Origin of the sequence: Nonomuraea sp. NPDC049141, assembly GCF_040648415.1 — a bacterium.
Lineage (GTDB): Bacteria > Actinomycetota > Actinomycetes > Streptosporangiales > Streptosporangiaceae > Nonomuraea.
The window spans coordinates 464644-480900 of record NZ_JBEZDR010000009.1 but is presented as its reverse complement, the minus strand read 5'-3'; the positions used below and the strand labels follow the sequence as shown (position 1 = coordinate 480900).

Annotated in this window: 16 protein-coding genes; 4 read left to right on the top strand and 12 right to left on the bottom strand. The window is 70.1% G+C overall.

What is annotated here, in order from left to right:
* Positions 1–1493 precede the first annotated feature (1493 nt).
* Positions 1494–1937 (bottom strand): MarR family transcriptional regulator, encoded by a 444-nt coding sequence (locus AB0B91_RS28940; protein WP_358325999.1) that lies wholly within the window; start codon positions 1935–1937, stop codon positions 1494–1496.
* Positions 1938–2028: 91 nt separating this feature from the next.
* On the opposite strand from AB0B91_RS28940, the gene AB0B91_RS28935 reads away from it, so the two are divergent.
* Together AB0B91_RS28935 and AB0B91_RS28930 are read left to right on the top strand one after the other, a co-directional pair.
* Positions 2029–2412: a PPOX class F420-dependent oxidoreductase gene (locus tag AB0B91_RS28935; RefSeq protein ID WP_358325996.1), complete on the top strand. Its 384-nt coding sequence runs from the start codon at positions 2029–2031 to the stop codon at positions 2410–2412.
* A 46-nt stretch (positions 2413–2458) separates the two neighbouring features.
* The gene (locus AB0B91_RS28930) at positions 2459–2638 is read left to right on the top strand and encodes a hypothetical protein (protein WP_358325994.1); all 180 of its coding nucleotides are present in this window, start codon (positions 2459–2461) and stop codon (positions 2636–2638) included.
* Positions 2639–2935: 297 nt separating this feature from the next.
* Here AB0B91_RS28930 and AB0B91_RS28925 read toward each other — a convergent pair whose 3' ends face one another.
* Positions 2936–3532, bottom strand: a complete 597-nt coding sequence (locus AB0B91_RS28925) for an HAD family phosphatase (protein ID WP_358325991.1) — start codon at positions 3530–3532, stop codon at positions 2936–2938.
* A gap of 103 nt (positions 3533–3635) precedes the next feature.
* Between AB0B91_RS28925 and AB0B91_RS28920 the strand changes: the two genes are divergently transcribed.
* Positions 3636–5006 carry a glycosyltransferase family 39 protein gene (locus tag AB0B91_RS28920; protein WP_358325988.1) on the top strand — a complete coding sequence of 457 codons (1371 nt, stop codon included), beginning with the start codon at positions 3636–3638 and terminating at the stop codon, positions 5004–5006.
* Between the two features lie 48 nt (positions 5007–5054).
* Here the strand turns inward: AB0B91_RS28920 and tyrS are convergent, their stop codons facing one another.
* The gene (gene tyrS, locus AB0B91_RS28915; RefSeq protein ID WP_358325985.1) at positions 5055–6320 is read right to left on the bottom strand and encodes a tyrosine--tRNA ligase; all 1266 of its coding nucleotides are present in this window, start codon (positions 6318–6320) and stop codon (positions 5055–5057) included.
* Between the two features lie 84 nt (positions 6321–6404).
* Between tyrS and AB0B91_RS28910 the strand changes: the two genes are divergently transcribed.
* The gene (locus AB0B91_RS28910; RefSeq protein WP_358325982.1) at positions 6405–6806 is read left to right on the top strand and encodes a PH domain-containing protein; all 402 of its coding nucleotides are present in this window, start codon (positions 6405–6407) and stop codon (positions 6804–6806) included.
* Here the strand turns inward: AB0B91_RS28910 and AB0B91_RS28905 are convergent.
* From AB0B91_RS28905 to argC, 9 genes are read right to left on the bottom strand one after another with little or no spacing between them, the layout of a single operon-like run.
* On the bottom strand, positions 6746–7693 hold the full coding sequence (locus tag AB0B91_RS28905; protein WP_358325979.1) for a DNA-3-methyladenine glycosylase: 948 nt from the start codon (positions 7691–7693) through the stop codon (positions 6746–6748). The genes AB0B91_RS28910 and AB0B91_RS28905 overlap by 61 nt on opposite strands.
* Before the next feature lie 8 nt (positions 7694–7701).
* Positions 7702–9123, bottom strand: a complete 1422-nt coding sequence (gene argH / locus AB0B91_RS28900) for an argininosuccinate lyase (protein WP_358325976.1) — start codon at positions 9121–9123, stop codon at positions 7702–7704.
* Positions 9124–9155: 32 nt separating this feature from the next.
* Positions 9156–10355, bottom strand: coding sequence for an argininosuccinate synthase (locus tag AB0B91_RS28895; protein WP_358325974.1), 1200 nt, complete (start codon positions 10353–10355; stop codon positions 9156–9158).
* Between the two features lie 28 nt (positions 10356–10383).
* On the bottom strand, positions 10384–10890 hold the full coding sequence (locus AB0B91_RS28890) for an arginine repressor (RefSeq protein WP_358325971.1): 507 nt from the start codon (positions 10888–10890) through the stop codon (positions 10384–10386).
* Positions 10887–11822 carry an ornithine carbamoyltransferase gene (argF, locus tag AB0B91_RS28885; RefSeq protein WP_358325968.1) on the bottom strand — a complete coding sequence of 312 codons (936 nt, stop codon included), beginning with the start codon at positions 11820–11822 and terminating at the stop codon, positions 10887–10889. Before argF ends, AB0B91_RS28890 begins: the two co-directional genes overlap by 4 nt.
* Positions 11819–12985 carry an acetylornithine transaminase gene (locus AB0B91_RS28880; RefSeq protein WP_358325965.1) on the bottom strand — a complete coding sequence of 389 codons (1167 nt, stop codon included), beginning with the start codon at positions 12983–12985 and terminating at the stop codon, positions 11819–11821. Before AB0B91_RS28880 ends, argF begins: the two co-directional genes overlap by 4 nt.
* Positions 12985–13857 (bottom strand): acetylglutamate kinase, encoded by an 873-nt coding sequence (argB, locus tag AB0B91_RS28875; RefSeq protein WP_358325962.1) that lies wholly within the window; start codon positions 13855–13857, stop codon positions 12985–12987. The genes AB0B91_RS28880 and argB overlap by 1 nt, the downstream gene beginning before the upstream one ends.
* Positions 13854–15005 carry a bifunctional glutamate N-acetyltransferase/amino-acid acetyltransferase ArgJ gene (gene argJ / locus AB0B91_RS28870; RefSeq protein ID WP_358325959.1) on the bottom strand — a complete coding sequence of 384 codons (1152 nt, stop codon included), beginning with the start codon at positions 15003–15005 and terminating at the stop codon, positions 13854–13856. Before argJ ends, argB begins: the two co-directional genes overlap by 4 nt.
* A 58-nt stretch (positions 15006–15063) precedes the next feature.
* Positions 15064–16086, bottom strand: a complete 1023-nt coding sequence (gene argC, locus AB0B91_RS28865; protein ID WP_358325955.1) for an N-acetyl-gamma-glutamyl-phosphate reductase — start codon at positions 16084–16086, stop codon at positions 15064–15066.
* Positions 16087–16257: the final 171 nt, after the last annotated feature.

The window sequence follows — 16257 nt, the reverse complement described above, 5'->3', positions numbered from 1 at the left end:
CCGTCATCCACACCCGAAAGCATGGACATGACGGGGTTGTGCATCATGCACTGGCTTTTAACACACTGTTGAGTTCTCAAGAAACGGACGCGTACATCCTCGCTCAGATCCATCCGGACCCTTGCTCGGAGGCGCACACTTCGCTTCTCCATCTTATCAGATTTGCTGATTTCGTGTCAAATCGTAGATTTGCATGAAGTCGATCAAATCTAGCTAGGATGGTGCGCCCCGTCTCCGGGGCAACCCTCGTAACTTACCGTGTCATCCTGGGCTTGTCGAATCAACCGATTTTCCGGTGATCTGAGCGCGCCCGAGACGACTCGTACCGAAGTGCGCGTTGAAGCGACCTGGCCGAGTGGCTCGTTATCTCAAGGGGCTTGCCCTGGGGCCCGTCCGCCTGATCGGCGTCCGGCTCACTCCCGGGGCGAAGTGAAAGATTAGGTCGCCGTTGGCCCTACGTCAAATCGGGGTTCACCACGCCCTGGGACGTCTCTCCCGAACGTCGGACAAAGACCGGACTCCACCTGCGGAGACGCAGCCCAGAGAGTCAGCTGACCAGGACTTCGGAGCATCGAGGGTGTGGAGGGGAGGGACCCAACGGGACATGTCGCGGCTCGGAGACCATCGGACATCCGGACCCAGCAACCCCTCCTAGTAGGCGGTTCTGGGCCCTGGCCCGAGCTGCCCCTCGGGGGACGGCTCTGGGCCCTGGCCCAAGCAACCCCTCGGGGTGGGCGACTCTGAGACCCAGAGTGGGGGCCGGAGCGCTGCCTGGATGCACCTGCGGCGTGCCGGCTGCGGAGATCGGCAGCCGAATGCGACCGTTCCGAAGGCGAACGCGGAGGGCAGGTAGTCGGATTGTGAAGGCCAGGTAGCCGGGCTGCCGAGGCCCTGTAAGCCAGGCGCGGAGGCTGGACAGCCAGGTTTGTGGGCGCGTTCCTGGAGACCGGGCGTGAAGGTCGGACGCCGAGCATGGATGCGCTGGGGACGCCAGACACGTGGTGGCCGAGCAACTGGGCGTGGGAACCGGAGGCCCGGTTCCTGTCGCGCGTGGCAGTGACGGACTGGTGTGGTGCGCGCCGGTCGGGGCACGGGCCCGCGAGGTAGCGAGTGGCGAAAGGCGTGGGTGTAGCGGACCGGCATGAGTGCGCAGTGGCCGACTGGTGAGGTGGCGAGGTAGCGGGCGGAGGCTGGCGTGGGTAACGCGGCGGCCGGGGGCGAGGCTGGCAGGATGGCCGACGCCGGTGAAGAGGGTCCGACCGCGCGCCAAGGCAGATGGCGAGGGCCGGGTGTACGGGTCTGACCGGGCACCAGGGCAGCTGGCGAGAGCCAGGTAAACGGAGTCTGGCCGGGCACCAGGGCAGCTGATGAGAGCCGGTGTACGGGGTCCGGCTGAGCACCAAGGCAGATGGTGGAGGTCAGGGTGTCGGGGGGCTGGTTGGGGCGCCATGCCACCTGGCGCGACGACTGAGCCCGGCAGGTGAGTCCGGCATTCACAGTTGCGTGGATGCCCGTTCGATCGCCGCGCCGCACCTGCTGAGGAGGGAGCGCAGGGTGTCCCGCTCCTCTGTGGTGAGTTCGTCGGCGATCGCCTGCTCTATCCGTACCGCCCGTTCGTCCGCCGCCTCCAGTGCGATGCGGCCGGCGTCCGTGAGCTGGGTTTCCAGGACGTTGCGGTGCCATGGGTGCGGCGTACGCTTCACCAGGCCGCGCGCGTCGAGGTTCTTCAGCACCACCGTCATCGCTTGCGGGGTTACCAGGCAGGCTCGAGCCAGGGCGGCGGCCGAGATGCCGGGATTGGCGGCCAACACGTAAAGCGTCGCGTACTGCGGAACCGTCAGCCCGGTGGGCCTGACCGCGATCTGCTTGGCGGCGATCAGCTCCTGTTCGGCCCGCTTGATGTCGAGGCCGAGGCGTTCCTCCGCGGGCATTCCCATGCCAACAGATGGTACAAGCAAACCAACCTTGACTGTTATAAAAGCTTTGATAGTGTGCCGGAACCGTACAACAGGAATGAGGAGCCGGAAAGTGATCCCTGAGAGCCACCTGGACCTGCTGACCCGACCGCTGTTCGCGCACCTGGCCACCATCGGGCCTGGCGGGAAGCCACAGGTGAACCCCGTCTGGACGGTGTGGGACGGCGAGTACCTGCGCTTCACGACCACCACAGACCGCCAGAAGTACCGAAATGTTGTGGAAAATGGTGATCTGGCGGTCTCCATCAACGATCCCGATAAGCCGTACCGATACCTGGAGATCCGCGCCGTGGTGGAGCGGATCGATCCGGACCCCTCGGGTGACCTCTTCGATGTGCTCGCCACCCGCTACGGACTGTCGTACGACCGGCCGGTGGGAGACGCGGAGCGGCGGGTGGTCATCGTCGCCCGGCCGACACGTACGACCAGCCAGTGACGCCCTGAGATGGCCGCCATGGCCCGGGTGGCTCTGCGGGTGGGCGGTGCTGGCCGGGCTCACCAGCGACCTGGCGACGCCTCGGCTGCCCTGGCGCGAACGGATCGCCCTGGTCGGCGACCTGACACGGCCCGACCAGCAGCACCACACCGCCGCGGGTCTCCAGTTGGGCACTGCATCCAACCGCTGTACGCCTGTAGCGGTCGGCACGTACGACCGCGCTTAGCCGAGCGGGAGGCCCAGTTGCGCGGGCGGATGCCGGAGAGGTGGTCGTGCCCGGCGAGGGCGAGCGAGTGTCTGTCAGTCTCTGCCCGACGCGGGCGAAGGAGTAGCTGTCGGTCCAAGGCCGGCGAACGAGCTGTTGATCTCCGCGTGCTGAGAATGCGGACGGCGAGCTGGGTGAGGTGCTGAGCAAGCAGCTCACCCAGCCGCGCAGGCAAAGGGCAAGCCCTGTCTCGGGTCCCGCGCCGAGATCTCGGGCTGGTGGCAGGGCGATGTCACCGGCAGCCACCCGGATCCTCGGTCAAGGGGCGGAAAGCGTGAGCGCGCGTACCTGGGCCGGAGAGGTGAACAGCTCCGCCGCCATCCCAGCCTCCCGCGCCGCGACGACATTGGCCTCGTTGTCGTCGAAGAACAGCACCTCCCCCGGCTCCACTCCCAGCCGCCGCGCGCAGATCTCGTAAGCGCGCCGGTCCGGCTTCGCCACCCCGATCTGGCACGAGTACGTCAGCGACGCGAACCGCCCCAGCCAGTCACCATGCTGCGCCTCCCATACCGGCACCAGGTCGGGGACGATGTTCGACAGCAGCCCCAGCGTCCGTCCCCGGTCGGCCAGTTCGTGCACCACGGCGACCATCTCGGCGTCGACATGGCACCAGCTCTCCAGGTCGGCTGCCATCAGCGCGCTCACGTCGGCGAACCGCGTGTCCAGCCGTCCGGCGACCGCGGCCCAGTACGCCTTGGCGTCCTGGCCGGCGTCATACGCGGGCCGGCACTCCCAGTACGCCTCCCAGAACCTCTCCCCCGGGACCCCGGAGAGGTCGACGAGGCCCTGCTTGGCCTCACGCGTCTGAACACGGGCGATAACCCCGTAAAGGTCGAACACGATCACTTCAGGCATAAATCCGAGCCTATGCGCGTATTCTGCCCCGGTGACCACCGCCTCCACCCTTGCCCCTCCAGCCCGGCCGACCCTACGTCAGCGCAGGTCAAGCCCATGGTGGATGGCCGGGATCGCCGGAATCGTGGCGTTCACCGGCTCGGGCTCCGCCTCGCTGAACGGTGACGAGCTGGCCACGATCAGCGCCGCGTCCCGGTCATTGCCGGGGCTGTGGGAGCTGGCGCGGCACATCGATGGTCATTTCCTGCCGTACTACCTGTTCATGCAGCTCTGGGTGAAGGGTGGGACGGCGGAGCTGTGGCTGCGGCTGCCGTCGGCGCTGGCGATCGGGGTCGCCGCGTGGTTCCTGGTGGACCTGGGGCGGCGGCTGCACAGCACGTGGGCGGGGGTGACGGCCGGCGCGCTGTTCGCGGCGCTGCCTTCAGTGTCGTACTACGGTGCCTTCGCCCGCTCGTACGCGCCCGCGGCGGCCGCGGTGGTCTTCTCATTCTGGGCCCTCCACCGTGCCACACGCGCACAGGAGGCGGAACGCGCCCCCTGGGTGCTCTATGGCGCGGCTGTGGGGCTGGTGTGCTGCACGCATCTGTTCGCGGTGCTCGTGCTGCCCGCCCAGTTGGTCGCCGCCGTCGCGCTGCTGCCCCGCCGTACCGTGCTTCTGAGGTGGTTGCCCGCGATCGCCGTCGGGTGCCTGCCCGCGCTCGTTCTCGGTCTGATCGGGTACGGCGAGCGGCACGCGATCAGCTGGATCCCGCAGCGTGGGGCGGAGGTGCTGCTGAAGTTCCCGAAGATGGTGGCGGGGGGCACCGAGGTGGGGGTGCTGCTGTTCGTGGTGGCGCTGGCCGGTGTGGTGCTGCTCCGCAACCGGGCGTGGGCCGGGACGCTGCTGGGGTGGCTGGTGCTGCCGCCGCTCCTCCTGCTGGCCGTGTCGCACCTGGTGACGCCGGTCTATGTGGATCGGTACCTGTTCGTCGCCGCGCCCGCTCTGGCGCTGCTGGCGGGGATCGCGGTGGCGAGTGTTCCGCGGGCGACGGTGGTGGCCTGCTGCGGACTGGTGGTGGTCACCGTGGTGGTGGGCTTGCCGCAGCGTGCGGAGGTTCGGGAGGCCAACGGGCGGTTCGAGGACTTTCCGTGGGCTGTGCGGAAGGTGGACGCTCGGCCGGAGGACGCGATCGTGTTCGGGCAGAGCTCTGTGCGGGCGGGGTTCGACTACTACGGCGACCGGACGATGCCGGCTGACGTGCTGCGGCTGGGGCCCGCCCCGGAGGCGGAGGGGTTCGGCTTTCCGGAGCGCGATGACGTCACCGCCGCGCTGGCCGACTGGAAGCGGGTCTGGGTCGTGTGGCGCGGCGTCAAGTCCGCGGGGCAGAAGCTGCCACGGGTGAAGGCGGTTCAGGAGGCGGGGTACGAGCAGGCCGGGTCCTGGCACTCGGCGGATACGCCCGGCCTCACCGTGGCCCTGTTCACCCGTAAGTAAGCGGGCCCTCCCCCTCCGGGAAAGGCCCGCTGCGCTCACACGGGCGGGTCAGCCGACCTCGACGCCGCCGACCGACTTCTTGCCGCGCCGTAGCACCATGAACCGCCCGTGGAGCAGGTCCGATGCCTCCGGTACGTACGCCTCGTCAGTGATCTTGACGTTGTTGAGGTAGGCGCCGCCCTCCTTGACCGCGCGCCTGGCCGCCGACTTCGACTCCACCAGGCCGCTGTCCGCCAGCAGGTCCACGAACGGCGCCCCGAGAGCCGGAACCATCGCCTTCGGCACCTCGGCCAGCGCCGCCGCCAGCGTCGCCACGGGCAGCTCTTCGAGGGACCCCTGGCCGAACAGCGCCTTGGACGCCGCCACGACCGCCGCGAGCTCGCCCGCGCCGTGCACGAGCGTGGTCAGGTCCTCCGCCAGCGTCCGCTGCGCCTCGCGGGCGAACGGGCGGTCGGCGACCGCCTTCTCCAGCGCCTCGATCTCCTCGCGCTCGCGGAAGGTGAACACCTTCAGGAAGCGCACCACGTCGCGGTCGTCGGCGTTGAGGAAGTACTGGTAGAAGGCGTAAGGGGAGGTCAGCGCCCCGTCGAGCCAGATCGACCCGCCCGCGGTCTTGCCGAACTTGGTGCCGTCGGCCTTGGTGATCAGCTTGCCGGTCAGGGCGTGCACGTGGCCGCCCTCGACGCGCCTGATCAGGTCGACGCCGGCCGTGATGTTGCCCCACTGGTCGCTGCCGCCGATCTGGAGCGTGCAGCCGTGGCGCCGGTAGAGCTCCAGGTAGTCGTTGGCCTGCAGGATCTGGTAGCTGAACTCGGTGTAGCTGAGCCCGTCGCCGCCGAGCCGGGCCGCTACCGACTCACGGGCGAGCATCCGGTTGACGGGGAAATGCTTGCCGATGTCGCGCAGGAAGTCGATGGCCGACATCTCGGCGGTCCAGTCGAGGTTGCTGACCAGCTCGGCCGAGGCGGGACCTTCGTCGAAGGTCAGGAACTTCTCCACCTGCACCCGGATCCGGGAGACCCATTCCTCGACGACCTCGGTGGTGTTGAGGACGCGTTCGGTGCTGCGCCCGCTGGGGTCGCCGATCAGGCCGGTGGCGCCGCCGACCAGGCCGATCGGCTTGTGGCCGGCCCGCTGGAAGCGGGTCAGGATCAGCAGCGTGGCCAGGTTGCCCATGTGCAGGGACGGCGCGGTCGGGTCGAAGCCCGCATAGACCGTGATCGGACCCTTCGACAGCGCCCCGCGCAGGGCGTCGATGTCGGTGGTCTGCGCGAGGACGTCGCGCCATTCGAGCTCATCGAGAATGTCGGTCACGGTGCTGGCTTTCCAGGAGACGTCGAGTGGTTACAGAGTGCCGGATCGCGCCGGATGTCCGCCACTTGGATACTCTCTGTCGCCATGTGGAAGGTCCGTCGCGAGCTGGCTGTTTTCAAGATCCTAGGGGCTGTGGCGTGTGCCGGTCTCGCCCTGTTCTGGTACCTCCAGGATGACGTGCGGGGGGTGATCCTGGCCATTCCGGCGGCCGTGCTGGTGGGTGCCATGGGGCTCCGTGACGTCCTGGTCCCGGTACGGCTGGCGGCCGACGAGAGCGGCATCACCGTGGTGCACGGCTTCGCGGGCCGGCGGCACGTGCCGTGGGAGGCGATCGAGGACGTCAAGGTGGACGTGCGCAGGAGGTATGGTCTGCGCAGCGAGATGCTGGAGATCGACACCGGTGACTACCTGCACATCTTCAGTGCTCACGAGCTGGGGACCTCCCCGACCGAGGTGGCCGCGGTGCTGCGGCGGCGCGGGGTGTGAGCCCGGTACGGCGAGACGGTCGGGTCGTCGTCGATCCAGAACCGCCAGGGCGTGTCCTTGGCGGTCGAGATCCCGGTGCGCGGGCCAGACCTGATCGCGTCCGCCTCGGCTGGCCACCCTTCGAGCATGACCGCGGTCCCCTTGGGGAGACCCGTGAGCCAGGCCGCATGCTCCGGCTGTCCGGAAAGCCGGGTCGCATGGTCAGGCTGGTCGGCGGGCCGGGCCGCGGGGTCGAGCCGGTCGCCGTACGGGGCCGAGCCCGGGTCGGAGAGCCCGGGCGGGGCTGAGCCCGGGTCGGAGAGCCCGGGCGGGGCTGAGCCCGGGTCGGGCAGGTGGGGCAACCCGACCGGCGAGCCTTCCCAGACGGCGTCGAGCCCGTTGTGCTCGCGCGCCAGCCCGAGCGCGACCGCCAGCCGGGCGGGCCCGCGAGCGAGGTCGCGGTCCGCGATCGGCTTACGCCGAGAAGCACCCGAACCTCCGCCGCTCGGACCAGCGCCGTCCGGACCACCGTCGCCCGAGCCGCCGCCTGAGCGGCGCCACCGGGCCAGGTCGGCCCGTGCCACCACCTCACCGGCCCGCAGCAGCACCGCCGACCCGAAGTCCTCGGGCAGACACACCAGGTTCGCGCAGAAGTGCATGCCGTAGGTGAAGTACACGTACAGGTGGCCGGGTGGCCCGAACATGACCGCGTTCCGGGCCGTCCGTCCCCGGTAGGTGTGGGCCGCCGGATCCTCGCCGGGCCCGCCGTACGCCTCGACCTCGGTCAGCCGGACCGCGACCGGACCGTGCACGAGCACGCGCCCGAGCAGGTCGGGCGCGACCTCGTGCGACGGCCGGTCGAAGAAGCGCCGCGGCAGCGGCGCCGAGCACGGGATCCCGGAAGGCATGCCGGAGTCTAGGCGCCCGCGGCCCACGCCGCCTGGGCGTCGACCGCTTCGCGCAGCGCGACGAGCTGGTCGCGGACCCGGTCGGGTGCGGTGCCGCCGTGGGACTTGCGGGCGGCGAGGGCGCCGGGCACGCTCAGCACGTCGCGGACGTCGGGCGTCAGGTGCGGTGACACCTTGGCCATCTCGTCGTCGGTCAGCTCGCCCAGGTCCTTGTCGTGGACCTGGCACCACACCACCAGGTGGCCGACCGCCTCGTGCGCGTCGCGGAACGGCACGCCGCGGCGGACGAGCAGCTCGGCGAGGTCGGTGGCGAGCGCGAAGCCTTCGGGAGCCGACGCCTCCATACGCGCGGTGTTGACCCGCATGGTGGCGACCAGGCCGGCCATCGCGGGCAGGACGAGCAGCAGCGTGTCGACCGAGTCGAACACCGGCTCCTTGTCCTCCTGCAGGTCGCGGTTATAGGTGAGCGGCAGGCCTTTGAGCGTCGTGAGCATCGCCATGAGGTTGCCGATGAGCCGCCCCGACTTACCGCGCGCGAGCTCGGCGACGTCGGGGTTCTTCTTCTGCGGCATGATCGACGAGCCGGTGGAGTAGGCGTCGTCCATCTCGATCCAGCGGAACTCCTGCGAGGCCCAGAGCACGATCTCCTCACCGAGCCGCGACAGGTGCACGCCGATCAGGGCCGCGTCGAACAGGAACTCCGCCGCGAAGTCACGGTCGGCCACCGCGTCCATGGAGTTGGGCGCGGCCGAGGAGAAGCCCAGCTCGGCGGCCACGGCCTGCGGGTCGAGCGGCAGCGACGAGCCCGCCAGCGCGCCGGCGCCGAGCGGCGAGACGGCCGCGCGCCGGTCCCAGTCGGTGAGCCTGTCGATGTCGCGGGCGAAGGCGTGCACGTGCGCGAGCAGCTGGTGGCCGAACGAGACCGGCTGCGCGTGCTGCAGGTGGGTCATGCCGGGCGCCGCGGTGTCGGCGTGCTGCTCGGCCTGGGCCATCAGCGCCGTCTCCAGCTCGACCAGCCGGGAGACGATCGTGCGGGCATGATCACGAAGGTAGAGGCGCAGGTCGGTGGCGATCTGGTCGTTGCGGCTCCGGCCGGCGCGCAGCTTGCCGCCGAGCGAGCCGAGCCGCTCCAGCAGGCCGCGTTCGAGCGCGGTGTGCACGTCCTCGTCGGCGACCGTCGGCCGGAACTCGCCCGCCTTGCAGGCGCGCTCCAGGTCGTCGATCGCGCCGATCATCCGATCGAGCTCGTCGTCGCTCAGCAGCCCCGCCTTGTGCAGCACCCGGGCGTGCGCCCTGGACGCCGCCAGGTCGTACGGCACGAGCCGCCAGTCGAAGTGCACGCTCACCGACAGCCGGGTCAGCGCGTCAGCTGGGCCGCCTTCGAAGCGCCCGCCCCACAGCCGCATCGGCTTGCCATCACTCACCGTCATCTCCTTATCGTCCCCCGCGACCATAGTGCACATCAGCCCCGCTTCGCGTCTCGCGCGGCGGCGATCTTGGAGGGCAGGCTGAAGAGCTGGACGAAGCCCTTGGCCAGCGACTGGTCGAAGGTGTCGCCGGTGTCGTAGGTGGCCAGCGAGAAGTCGTACAGCGACTGCTCCGAACGGCGGCCGGTGACGGTCGCCTTGCCGCCGTGCAGGGTCATCCGGATGTCGCCGCTGACGTGCTTCTGGGCCTCGGCGATGAGCGCGTCCAGGGCGGTCTTGAGCGGCGAGAACCAGAGGCCGTCGTAGACGAGCTCGCTCCACCGCTGGTCGACGCCGCGCTTGAAGCGGGCCAGGTCACGCTCGACGGTGACGTTCTCCAGCTCCATGTGCGCGGTGATCAGCGCGATCGCGCCGGGCGCCTCGTACACCTCGCGTGACTTGATGCCGACGAGCCGGTCCTCGACCATGTCGATCCGGCCGACGCCCTGCGCGCCGGCACGCGTGTTCAGCTCGTCGATCACCTGGTACGGCGTCAGCGAACGCCCGTCGAGCTTGACCGGGACGCCCTGCTCGAAGGTGATGACGACCTCGTCGGCGTCGCGGGTGACGGCCGGGTCGGCGGTGTAGGAGTAGACGTTCTCGGTGGGGCCGTTCCAGATGTCCTCGAGGAAGCCGGTCTCGACCGCCCTGCCCCACAGGTTCTGGTCGATGGAGAACGGGTTCTTCTTGGAGGTCTCGATCGGCAGGCCCTTCTGCTCGGCGAACTCGATCGCCTTGTCGCGGGTCCAGGCGAAGTCGCGGGCCGGGGCGACGACCTTCAGGTCGGGCGCGAGCGCGGCCAGGCCGGCCTCGAAGCGCACCTGGTCGTTGCCCTTGCCGGTGCAGCCGTGGGAGACGATCGTGCCGCCGAACTGCTTGGCCGCGGTCACCAGGTGCTTGACGATGAGCGGCCGCGACAGCGACGACAGGAGCGGGTAGCGGTCCATGTAGAGGGCGTTGGCCTGCAGCGCGGGCACGCAGAAGTCGGCCGCGAACTCCTCCTTGGCGTCCACGACGACGGATTCGACCGCGCCGCAGTCCATGGCCCTCTTCTGGATCACCTCCATGTCCTCGCCACCTTGTCCCAGGTCCACGGCGACGGCGATGACCTCGGCGTCCATCTTCTCGGCCAGGAACGGAATGGCCACGGAGGTGTCGAGGCCTCCGGAGAATGCGAGTACCACTCTCTGTGTCATGTGTTTCTCCAAGTTCTTCAGAAAACGGCTAAGCGCGTCGGGCCGCGACCCTCAGCAGCGCCTCGGCCACCTGGTGCCCGCCCTGGGGATCGCGGCTGATGACGAGGATCGTGTCGTCGCCCGCGACCGTGCCGAGGATGGACTCCCAGTCGGCGTGGTCGATGGCGGAGGCCATGAACTGGGCGGCGCCCGGCGGGGTTCTGACGATGACCAGGTTGGCCGAGGCCTCGGCGGAGACCAGCAGTTCCTCGGCGATCCGGTGCAGCCGGGCGGCTGGGGACTCACCGGTGCCCAGCCTGGCCAGCCGGATCCGGCCGCCGCCCTCGCCGGGCAGCGCGTACACCAGCGAGCCGTCCTCGGCGCGCAGCTTGAGCGCGCCGAGTTCGTCCAGATCGCGGGAGAGCGTGGCCTGGGTGACCTCCACCCCGCTCTCGGCGAGCAGTTTGGCCAGGTCCGGCTGGGAGCGTACGGCCTGGCGCTGCAGCAGCTCGGTGATCTTCGCCTGCCGCGCGACCTTGGTCATCGGGATCGTCATGGGTTGCTCACCAGCCAGTGGAGCAGCGCCTTCTGGGCGTGCAGCCGGTTCTCGGCCTGGTCCCACACCGCGCTGCGCGGGCCGTCGAGCACGTCGGCGGTGATCTCGTAGTCGCGATAGGCGGGCAGGCAGTGCAGCACGATCGCGTCGTGCGCGGCGTGCTCCATGAGCTCGGAGTTGACCTGGTACGGCATGAGCGCGTGGACCCGCTCTTCCTTGCCGTCCTGGCCCATCGACACCCAGGTGTCGGTGGCGACGACGTGCGCGCCCTGGGCGGCGGCGGCCGGGTCGGTCAGCGAGATCACCGAGCCGCCGGTGGTCGCGGCGATGGCGGCGGCGCGGTCGAGGATGACGGCGTCCGGCTGGTAGCCGACCGGGGCGCCGATCCGTACGTGCATGCCGGCCGTGGCGCCGCCCAGCAGGTAGGAGTGGGCCATGTTGTTGGCGCCGTCGCCCACGTAGGTGAGCGTCCGCCCGGCCGTCCTGCCGAACCGTTCGCGGACGGTCAGCAGGTCGGCGAGGATCTGGCAGGGGTGGAACTCGTCGGTCAGCGCGTTGACCACCGGCACCGTGGTGCCCGCCGCCATGGCCTCGATGCGCTCCTGGCCGCCGGTGCGCCAGACGATCGCGGCGACCTGCCGTTCGAGCACCCTGGCGGTGTCCTCGATCGGCTCGCCCCGGCCCAGCTGGGAGCTGCCGCCGTCGATGACCAGCGGGATCCCGCCCAGCTCGCCGACGCCGACGGCGAAGGAGACCCGGGTCCTGGTGGAGGGCTTGTCGAACAGGACGGCGACGGTCCGCGGCCCGTCGAACGGGCGGTAGCCGTAGCGGTCCTTCTTCATCGCGGCGGCCAGGTCGAGCACGTCGGCCTGCTCGGCGGGCGAGAGATCGTCGTCGCGCAGGAAGTGTCTGACCACGCCGTGGGTAGTCATTTCGCCGCCTCGTCGAGAATGCCGGGGAAGGCGGCGACGAGCGCGTCGACCTGCTCGGCCGTCACGACCAGCGGCGGCGCGATCCGTACGGCGTCCGGCTGCAGCGCGTTGACCAGGAAGCCCGCGTCGGCCGCCGCCTGCTGCACCTTGCCGGAGACCGGCTCGGTCAGCACGGCGGCCAGCCACAGGCCGCGCCCGCGCACGCCTTTCAGCAGCGGGTGGCCGACCGCTTCGAGGCCGGTCCGCAGCCGGTCGCCGATCGTCTTCACGTGGTCGAGGTCGAGGTTGTCGAGCACGGCCAGCGCCGCGGCGCACGAGACCGGGTTGCCGCCGAACGTGGAGCCGTGGTCGCCCTTGTCGAACAGCCGGCCCGCGTCGCCGAAGCCGACGCACGCCCCGATCGGCAGGCCGCCGCCCAGGCCCTTGGCCAGGGTCAGGATGTCGGGGATGACGCCGTCGGCCTGGTGGGCGAACCAGTGCCCGGTGCGGCCGATCGCGGACTGGATCTCGTCGGCGACCAGCAGCGCGCCGGTGGAGTCGCAGATCTCGCGGGCCGCCGCGAAGTAGCCGTCCGGCGGCGGGACCACGCCCGCCTCGCCCTGGGTGGGCTCCAGGAACACCGCGATGCAGTCGCCGGTCACGGCCTCCTTGAGAGCGGCGGCGTCACCGTACGGGACGAACTGGACCTCGACCGGGAACGGTCCGAACTGGTCGCGGATCGACTTCTTGCCCGTCAGCGAGAGCGCGCCGATCGTCCGGCCGTGGAAACCGTTCTCGGCGGCGACGAAGTAGGTGCGGCCGTCGCGCCTGCCGTACTTGAGCGCCAGCTTGTAGGCGGCCTCGTTGGCCTCGGTGCCGGAGTTGGCGAAGAAGACGCGGCCGGGGGCGTTCAGCAGGTCGAGGAGCTTCTCGGCGAGCAGCACCTCGGGCTCGTGCAGGAACAGGTTGCTCGTGTGCGCGAGCGTCGCGACCTGCTTGGAGACCGCCTCGACCAAGGCCGGGTGGGCGTGGCCGAGCGAGGTGACCGCGATGCCGCCGATGAAGTCGAGGTATTCCTTGCCGTCCACGTCCCATACGCGGGTGCCCTCGCCTCGTGCCAGGGCGATCGGCGGGACGCCGTAGTTCGGCATGAAGGCTTGCTCGAACCTGTCACGAAGATTCATCAGGGCATCACCATGGTTCCGATTCCTTGGTCGGTGAAGATCTCGAGCAGCAGCGAGTGCGACACCCGGCCGTCGAGAATGTGAGCTTGGGGCACGCCGCCCTGGACCGCCGTCAGGCAGGCTTCCATCTTGGGCTTCATGCCGCTCGACAGTGAGGGCAACATGGCCTCCAGCGCGGCGCCGTCGAGTTTGTCGATCACGTCGGTGTCGTCGGGCCAGCTGGCGTACAGGCCCTCGACGTCGGTGAGGACGATGAGCTTCTCGGCCTGGAGGGCGACGGCCAGCGCGGCGGCGGCGGTGTCGGCGTTGACGTTGTAGATCTCCCCGTCGTCGCCGCGGGCGACGCTGGAGACGACGGGGACGCGGCCGTTGTCGATCATGGCCCGGACCGCGCCGGGGTCGACCTTGACGATCTCGCCCACCTGGCCGATGTCGACGGGCTCGCCGTCGACGAGCGCGTGCTTGCGCTCGGCGGTGAACAGGTGGGCGTCCTCGCCCGACATGCCGACCGCGAGCGGGCCGTGCCTGTTGATCATGCCGACGACGTCGCGGTTGACCTGGCCGACCAGCACCATCCTGACCACCTGCATGGCCTCGGGCGTGGTCACCCGCAGCCCCGCCGTGAACGTCGACTCGATGCCCAGCCGGTCCAAGTGCTCGCTGATCTGCGGGCCGCCGCCGTGCACCACGACCGGCCGCAGGCCGGCGTAGTGCAGGAAGCCGATGTCCTCGGCGAAGCCCTCCATGAGCGACCGGTCGATCATGGCGTTGCCGCCGTACTTGATGACGACGATGGCGCCGTGGAAGCGGGCCAGCCAGGGCAGGGCCTCGATGAGCGTGTCGGCCTTGGTGTGGGCGGTGATGGCTCTCATGAGGAGTACGCCGAGTTCTCGTGGACGTAGTCCGCGGTCAGGTCAGTGGTGTGGACGGTGGCCGAGTGGGTGCCGGCCGACAGGTCGATGGTGATCGTCACGTCGCGGGGACGCATGTCGACCTTGGTCCGGTCGTCACCGACCGCGCCGCCGCGGCAGATCCAGATGCCGTTGATGGCCACGTTCAGCCGGTCGGGCTCGAACACGGCGTCGGTGGTGCCGACGGCGGCCAGCACACGACCCCAGTTGGGGTCTTCGCCGTGGATGGCGCACTTGAGCAGGTTCGAGCGGGAGACGGCACGGCCGACCTTGACCGCGTCGTCCTCCGACACGGCGCCGACCACCTCGATGGCGATGGCCTTGGACGCGCCTTCCGCGTCGACCAGCAGCTGCCTGGCCAGGTCGGCGCAGACCTCGGTGACCTTCTGCTGGAACTCCGCCAGGTCCGGCTTGATCCCGGAGGCGCCGCTGGCCAGCAGCAGGACGGTGTCGTTGGTGGACATGCAGCCGTCGGCGTCGAGCCGGTCGAAGGTCTTGGAGGTGGCCTCGCGCAGCGCGGCGTCGAGCTCTTCGGCGGTCAGGTCGGCGTCGGTGGTGATCACGCAGAGCATCGTGGCCAGGGCCGGGGCGAGCATGCCCGCGCCCTTGGCCATGCCGCCCACCATGTAGCCGCCGCCGCGTTTGAAGGAGATCTTGGAGACGGTGTCGGTGGTGCGGATGGCGTCGGCCGCGGCCAGGCCGCCGTCGCGGGACAGCTGCGCGGCGGCCCCCTCCACACCGGCCAGCAGGGCCTCCATGGGCAGCCGCTCGCCGATCAGGCCGGTCGAGCAGACCGCGATCTCGCCCGCCGAGTCCTGGAGCACCTCGGCCGCCTTCTCGGCGGTGGCGTGCGTGTCCTGGAAGCCCTCGGGGCCGGTGCAGGCGTTGGCGCCGCCCGAGTTGAGGACGACCGCCCGGACCCGCCCGCCCCGCAGGACCTGCTGCGACCACAGGACGGGGGCGGCCTTGACGCGGTTGGCGGTGAAGACCCCGGCCGCGGCGTGGTTCGGCCCGTCGTTGACGACCAGGGCGAGGTCGCGCGCGTCGCCGGACTTGATGCCGGCGGCGATACCCGCGGCTCTGAACCCGAGGGGGGCGGTCACGCTCATGCGGCTTCCTCCGTGAGTGCCGGATAGATATGCATATCGAGTCGTACGTTGTGCTCGCTCACGGAGCAACTCCTGTCAGGGGAAGGCCGAGCTCTTCCGGCAGGCCGAGTGCGAGGTTCACGCTCTGGATCGCGCCTCCGGCCGTGCCCTTGGTGAGGTTGTCGATGGCGATGACGGCTATCAGGCGGCCGGCGCGCTCGTCGAGCGTCACTTGCAGGGCGGCGGTGTTGGCGCCGTAGGTCATCGCGGTGGCCGGCCAGGTGCCCTCGGGCAGCAGGGTGACGAACGGCTCCTTGGCCAGCGCGCTCTCGTACGCCTCTCGCACGGCGGCCTTGGTCAGCCCAGGCGCGGCGGGGGCGGAGCAGGTGGCCAGGATGCCGCGGCTCATCGGCGCCAGCGTGGGGGTGAACGACACGCGGACCGGGGTGCCCGCGACGCTGCCGAGGGCCTGCTCCATCTCCGGGGTGTGCCGGTGGACGCCGCCCACGCCGTACGCGCTGACCGAGCCGATGACCTCGCTGCCGAGCAGGTTGGGCTTGAGCGCCTTGCCCGCGCCGCTGGTGCCGCTGGCGGCGACCACGACCACGTCGGGCTCGGCCAGGCCGGCGGCGAAGGCGGGCAGCAGGGCGAGGATGACGGAGGTCGGGTAGCAGCCGGGCACCGCGATCCGCTTGGCGCTCTTGAGCACCTCGCGCTGGCCGGGCAGCTCGGGCAGGCCGTAGGGCCAGGTGCCGGCGTGCTCGCCGCCGTAGAACTCCTGCCAGGCGGCCGGGTCGGTGAGCCGGTGGTCGGCGCCGCAGTCGACGACGACCGTGTCCTCGGGCAGCCGGGCGGCGACGGCCGCGGAGTGACCGTGCGGCAGGGCCAGGAAGACCACGTCGTGCCCGGCGAGCGCTTCGGGGGTGGTGGCCTCGATGATCCGGTCGGCGAGCTGCGGAAGGTGTGGCTGGTGGGCGCCGAGCGCGCTGCCCGCGCTGGAGGCCGCGGTGAGCGTGCCGATCTCGAGCTCCGGGTGCCCGAGCAGCAGGCGCAGCAGCTCACCGCCCGCGTAGCCGCTGGCTCCCGCGATCGCCGCTCTCATCCCGAACCTCCTGCATAGTTATGCATCTCAACTCATGCTCTTACTGTGATGATGATGCCCTCCAGAGGATGAACACGCAACCTGGGCGCGCCATTGCGCTCACATAGCGAGACGGTTAATGGCCTGTTTCGCCCGGATTTCGCGGTCTAGCGCGACGTACCTACCGGTCGG

Coding starts and splice junctions, on each gene's coding strand:
- argB (WP_358325962.1), bottom strand. CDS start 13,857: ATGAGAGCCATCACCGCCCACACCAAGGCCGACACGCTCATCGAGGCC.
- AB0B91_RS28895 (WP_358325974.1), bottom strand. CDS start 10,355: ATGACACAGAGAGTGGTACTCGCATTCTCCGGAGGCCTCGACACCTCC.
- argH (WP_358325976.1), bottom strand. CDS start 9,123: ATGACGGTGAGTGATGGCAAGCCGATGCGGCTGTGGGGCGGGCGCTTC.
- AB0B91_RS28905 (WP_358325979.1), bottom strand. CDS start 7,693: ATGCCTTCCGGGATCCCGTGCTCGGCGCCGCTGCCGCGGCGCTTCTTC.
- AB0B91_RS28880 (WP_358325965.1), bottom strand. CDS start 12,985: ATGAATCTTCGTGACAGGTTCGAGCAAGCCTTCATGCCGAACTACGGC.
- argJ (WP_358325959.1), bottom strand. CDS start 15,005: ATGAGCGTGACCGCCCCCCTCGGGTTCAGAGCCGCGGGTATCGCCGCC.
- argF (WP_358325968.1), bottom strand. CDS start 11,822: ATGACTACCCACGGCGTGGTCAGACACTTCCTGCGCGACGACGATCTC.
- AB0B91_RS28920 (WP_358325988.1), top strand. CDS start 3,636: ATGGCCGGGATCGCCGGAATCGTGGCGTTCACCGGCTCGGGCTCCGCC.
- AB0B91_RS28925 (WP_358325991.1), bottom strand. CDS start 3,532: ATGCCTGAAGTGATCGTGTTCGACCTTTACGGGGTTATCGCCCGTGTT.
- AB0B91_RS28940 (WP_358325999.1), bottom strand. CDS start 1,937: ATGGGAATGCCCGCGGAGGAACGCCTCGGCCTCGACATCAAGCGGGCC.
- AB0B91_RS28890 (WP_358325971.1), bottom strand. CDS start 10,890: ATGACGATCCCGATGACCAAGGTCGCGCGGCAGGCGAAGATCACCGAG.
- argC (WP_358325955.1), bottom strand. CDS start 16,086: ATGAGAGCGGCGATCGCGGGAGCCAGCGGCTACGCGGGCGGTGAGCTG.
- AB0B91_RS28910 (WP_358325982.1), top strand. CDS start 6,405: ATGTGGAAGGTCCGTCGCGAGCTGGCTGTTTTCAAGATCCTAGGGGCT.